The organism is Teichococcus rhizosphaerae (assembly GCF_002631185.1).
Classification (GTDB): Bacteria; Pseudomonadota; Alphaproteobacteria; order Acetobacterales; family Acetobacteraceae; genus Pseudoroseomonas; species Pseudoroseomonas rhizosphaerae.
On sequence record NZ_PDNU01000095.1, the window covers coordinates 1 to 4601 of the forward strand.

Below are 4601 nucleotides of genomic sequence, written 5' to 3' on the forward strand. Positions count from 1 at the left end.
GGATGAGTCGAAGATGACATTCCAGCAGCGCCTGGAGCTCAGGAACGAGCGCTATGGTGATGGTCACCTGAACAAGGTGAAGGGACGCAGACTGGCCCCGGCCGACCAAGACTGAGTCCAATCCCACCACCAATAGGAAAGGGCCCCGAGAGGGGCCCTTCTTACGTCCGACGGGTGGAAGGAGGTGGCTTATTAGTTGGCCAGTTCGTTCAGGCGGCGGGTCAGCATCTCGATAACCTGGTCCTTCAGCTCAATCTCGCTGATGGCGTCATCCAGCCGGCCAATGAGAAGAGTGCGCTCAGCCCGGAGTTCCTCAAGGTCGGCATGGAGGCCACCAGCATACTGACCCCAGGACCGGGCCGTCTTCTGCACGGCATGCTCTTCCAGCCCCTGGCGGAACGCATCAGCCACAGCGTAGGTGGCCAGGCCAACACCGACAGCAATCCCTTCACCGCGCATCTGGAGCCTCCGTCGTCTGGAATACCTCATGATATGGCCCACATCTGAATCTGGAAGTCAATCTTTTTCTTGAACTCTGAGTTGATAAAGGCGGGCCGTGGTCGGAATGCAGGAAACTTCAATTTAGGTATTGACGCATTGTTCAATAGAGGGTATCACATAAGTACCTTCGGAGTTCTGCGTCCAGCCGACCACCGGCAGCGCCAGCCACGAGGGTGAATCCTCCTGAGAGTTGTTTGGCCCCCGGTTCCGAAAGGTTCCGGGGGTTTGTCCTTCAGGAACCAATTCACAAATCAGGTCCCCGGGCAGGGGGATAGCCAAGAGCCCCGTCCGGCCGACCATGGGCCACCAGGACGGCCCACGAGGCGTAAGTGGCCGCCTGAGCATTATCTGCCGGCTATAAAAAGGGAGGGCTGGATGCCTCGGCCCACCAAGAAGAAAGCAGCCGTCCAGGTAGAGGATGAGGCACCCAAGCGGGGGCGTGGAAGGCCAGCCTATGAGCCTGACGAAGAGACCGCGCAGGCCATCGCGCGCTTGTCTGGCATGGGGTTCAGCCAGGAGCAGATAGCCCTCCGGCACGGCCTCAGCGTGAAGACGCTGGCCAGGCACTACCAGGCTGCCTTGGAGCATGGCTGGGTGATGATGATGGCCGACCTCGCCGAGAATGCCTTCACCCAGGCGATGGCGGGCAACACCGCATACGGAATCTTCCTGATGAAGACCCGGGGCAAAGGGATGTTCTCTGAGAAGCCGGCGGAACCTGAGGGGCCCCAGGAGTCCGAGGAAGAGAAGGCGCGCCGGATGCTGGAGCGCCTGAGGGCGATGGAGGCCACCGTTGTCGGAACTCCTGACCACACGCTGGTACCCCCTTCGTCCGCATAGCCAGCAAGGCCTGTATTTCCGGTCGCCGCACCGGTTCAATGTCCTTCCTTGCGGAAGGCGTTCCGGCAAAACGGAATGCGCCAAGCGGAAGCTGGTCACCCGGGCCATGAGGGGTTCGGCGTTCATCAGGCCCCGGTTCTTCGCGGCTGCCCCCACCCGGGACCAGGCCAAGAGCATCTACTGGGATGACCTGAAGTCCCTGGTGCCGCCCGATTTCATTCGGGACATCAGCGAGACTCAGCTGACCATCAGGATGACAACCGGCGCGGAGCTGGCCGTCATCGGGATGGACAAGCCCCAGCGCATTGAGGGCTCTCCCTGGGACGGTGGCATCCTCGACGAGTATGCCGACATGAAGGCGAAGGCCTGGACGGCACACGTCAGGCCAGCCCTGGCGGACCGTCGTGGCTGGTGCGACCTCATCGGGGTGCCAGAGGGAAGGAACCACTACTTCAAGACCTACCTGTACGCCCTGGAGCAGATGAAGCTTCTGGGTACTGGGTCTGAGTGGGGAGCCTTCCACTGGAAGAGTTCCGAAATCCTGCCTCCTGAGGAGATTGAAGGCGCTCGGCGCGAGCTGGACCCCAAGATGTTCAGGCAGGAGTACGAGGCATCCTTCGAGGGCTTCTCTGGCGTGGTCCTCCATGCCTTCGACCGGGACCACAACATCAAGGAATGCCCGGTCGACTGGCAGGCCATGCGGCTGCCGCTCCATATTGGGCAGGACTTCAACATCAATCCGATGTCGGGGACGGTTTGGGTCACCTGGGATGGCGCTGATTACCAGGTCGACGAGCTGGTGCTCCAGTCGAGCAACACCGACGAGCTGGTAACTGAGGTCAAGCGTCGCTACGGCGAGCCCAGCATGGTCACCTTCTACCCTGACCCAGCGGGCGCCCAGAACAGGACATCGGCGCAGGGCAGGACGGATATCAGCATCCTGAGGGATGCCGGCTTCCGGGTGGATGCTCTGAGGAGCCCGCCTCTGGTGCGTGACCGGCTCAACAAGACCAACGCGAGGTTCTGCACGGCTGACGGGACGCGACGCGCGTTTGTGTCGGCACGCTGTACCGCATCCATCGGCTCCTACGAGCAGCTGGAATACAAGCCCGGCTCCAACGAGCCGGACAAGAAGGGTGGCTTCGACCACTTGGTCGACGCCACGGGCTACATGATGTGGACCCGGTACGCAGACCAGAAGGTCACCATCAACACCGAACTGGTCTTCTAATCCTGAAGGGGAGGCTCACACACATGGTCGTCTCCTCCAGGGACACGGTGGCCACGCCGGCTGCGGCTACCAGAGCCTTCCGGACGGACTGCAGGCTAACGGATGCCCTCATGGGCGGCACGGAAGCCATGCGCCAGGCTGGCGAAGACCTTCTGCCCAGGGAGCCCAAAGAATCCCTCCAGGCTTACCGGCTGCGGGTTAGCAGGTCCTACCTCTTCAATGGCTTCCGCCGCACGGTTGAGAGCCTGGCAGGCAAGGCATTCCGCAAGCCGGTTGCCCTGGGGCAGGACGTTCCGAGGGAGCTGGAGACCTGGAGCTGGAATTTCGACCTCACTGGCCGGGACGTCAGTGAGTTTGGGCGAGCCCTGCTGCAAGACACTCTGTCCTCCGGTCTCTCCTTCATCCTGGTGGACCACCCGCCGGCGGTACCTGGCAGCACGTTGGCCGACCAGCGGCAACGCGGTGACCGCCCCTATGCGACCCATGTCCGTGCCGTCGATGCCCTGGGCATCCGGTCAACGAGGGTCGGCGGGGTCGAGATGGTCACCCGAGCCCGCATCGCGGAGACCGTGCCTGACCTCAGCTCGCCATGGTCCGACGACGGGGTCATCCATCAGGTCCGCGTCCTCGAGCCGGGGCGCTGGGCTGTGTACCGGCAGACCAGCCGCAAGGACTGGGTCCTCCACGAGCAGGGCACCACATCGCTGCCCTACGTGCCCCTGTTCCCGGTCTACGGCAGGCGTACGGGATTCTGTGATGGCCGGTCGCCTCTCAGTGACCTGGCCTGGCTGAACCTGGCGCACTGGCAGTCCTACTCGGATTACCGGAACATCCTGAGGACCGCATCGGTCGGCTTCATGTTCGGTGCCGGCATCGACAAGGACTCTCTTGGCGGCCAGTTCGACATCGGTCCCAACCGGATGCTGGTCGTCGCCGACCCGCAGGCCAAGCTTGGATACGTCGAGCACTCCGGCGCCGCCCTAGGCTCCCTGAGGGAGCATCTGGACAGCCTCAAAGAGGAGATGGCCGTCCTGGGCGCCGAGATGCTGGTCCGGCAGGAAGCCCGCCAGCGCACGGCCACCGAAGTGAGCCTGAACTCCTCAGAATCCGATAGTCAGCTGGCTGCGGTGGTGGATGGCCTCTCCGGGTCCCTGACCGCTGCTGCCCAGGCCATGGCGGACTTCGCCGGGCTCGGAGACTGCGGCACCTGGACGGTCAGCACCGACTTCGCGGACATCCCGACCAGCCAGTCCGACCTGACCACCCTGCTGCAGCTCCGGGCGACCGGCGAGCTGTCCAGGGAGACGCTCTACGCCGAGCTGCAGCGCCGGGGCCTCCTCAGCGAGGCCTTCGACGCGGCCATCGAGGGCGACCGGCTGGCCGCTGAGCCGCCGAGGCAGACCACCAAGCCGGTGGTCACCACAGAATAACTGGCACCCCAGGGGGAGGGATTCCCTCTGGGCGGTCGGACGGCTGTTCCCGGGATGGGAAGCCGCAACGGGGGGAACCCAATCATGAAGCTAAAGGCAATCGTCACCTCGCTGGACGAGGTCGATGAGAAGTACCGTGACCTCTACACCCAGGGCGCCGACGGCAAGTACCGTCTGGATGCTGAGGGCGTCGAAGATGTCACAGGGCTAAAAACCGCCCTGGAGAACGAGCGCAAGGCCGTCCGGGACCTCAAGGGCCGCTTCTCCGGCATCGATGCCGATGAGTATGCCCGCCTAAAGGCGGAGGACGCCGAGCGGGCAACTAAGAAGGCCAAGGATGAGGGCGACTGGAAGGCCCTGGAGCGCCAGCTCCTGGAGCGCCACGCCACCGAGCTGAAGACCCATCAAGACCGGGTCGGCTCGCTCACCAGCGCCTTGGAAACTCACCTTGTTGATGCCCAGGCGACGGCCGCGATTGCCGGGGCGAGGGGGGTTCCCCAGCTGCTGCTTCCCCACGTGAAATCGGCCGTCAAGGTCATCGAGGAGGACGGCCAGTTCTCTGTCCGGGTCGTCGATGCGGTCGTGTCCCACCGCGTGGT

At 63.6% G+C, this 4601-nt stretch carries 5 protein-coding genes; 4 read left to right on the forward strand and 1 reads right to left on the reverse strand.

What is annotated here, in order from left to right; all coding sequences use genetic code 11:
- Window positions 1-192: 192 nt before the first annotated feature.
- Window positions 193-459: a hypothetical protein gene (locus tag CR162_RS21600; RefSeq protein ID WP_099097528.1), complete on the reverse strand. Its 267-nt coding sequence runs from the start codon at window positions 457-459 to the stop codon at window positions 193-195.
- Window positions 460-876: 417 nt separating this feature from the next.
- Between CR162_RS21600 and CR162_RS21605 the strand changes: the two genes are divergently transcribed.
- The 4 genes from CR162_RS21605 to CR162_RS21620 form a co-directional block, all read left to right on the forward strand.
- Window positions 877-1341, forward strand: a complete 465-nt coding sequence (locus tag CR162_RS21605; RefSeq protein WP_141563284.1) for a hypothetical protein — start codon at window positions 877-879, stop codon at window positions 1339-1341.
- 106 nt (window positions 1342-1447) lie between these two features.
- Window positions 1448-2572: a terminase gene (locus CR162_RS21610; RefSeq protein WP_099097530.1), complete on the forward strand. Its 1125-nt coding sequence runs from the start codon at window positions 1448-1450 to the stop codon at window positions 2570-2572.
- 110 nt (window positions 2573-2682) lie between these two features.
- Complete coding sequence (locus CR162_RS21615) at window positions 2683-4002, forward strand: DUF4055 domain-containing protein (protein ID WP_176559986.1); 1320 nt, start codon at window positions 2683-2685, stop codon at window positions 4000-4002.
- Between the two features lie 84 nt (window positions 4003-4086).
- Window positions 4087-4601, forward strand: a 515-nt coding sequence (locus CR162_RS21620) for a hypothetical protein (RefSeq protein WP_456316224.1), incomplete at its 3' end; no start/stop codon positions are given.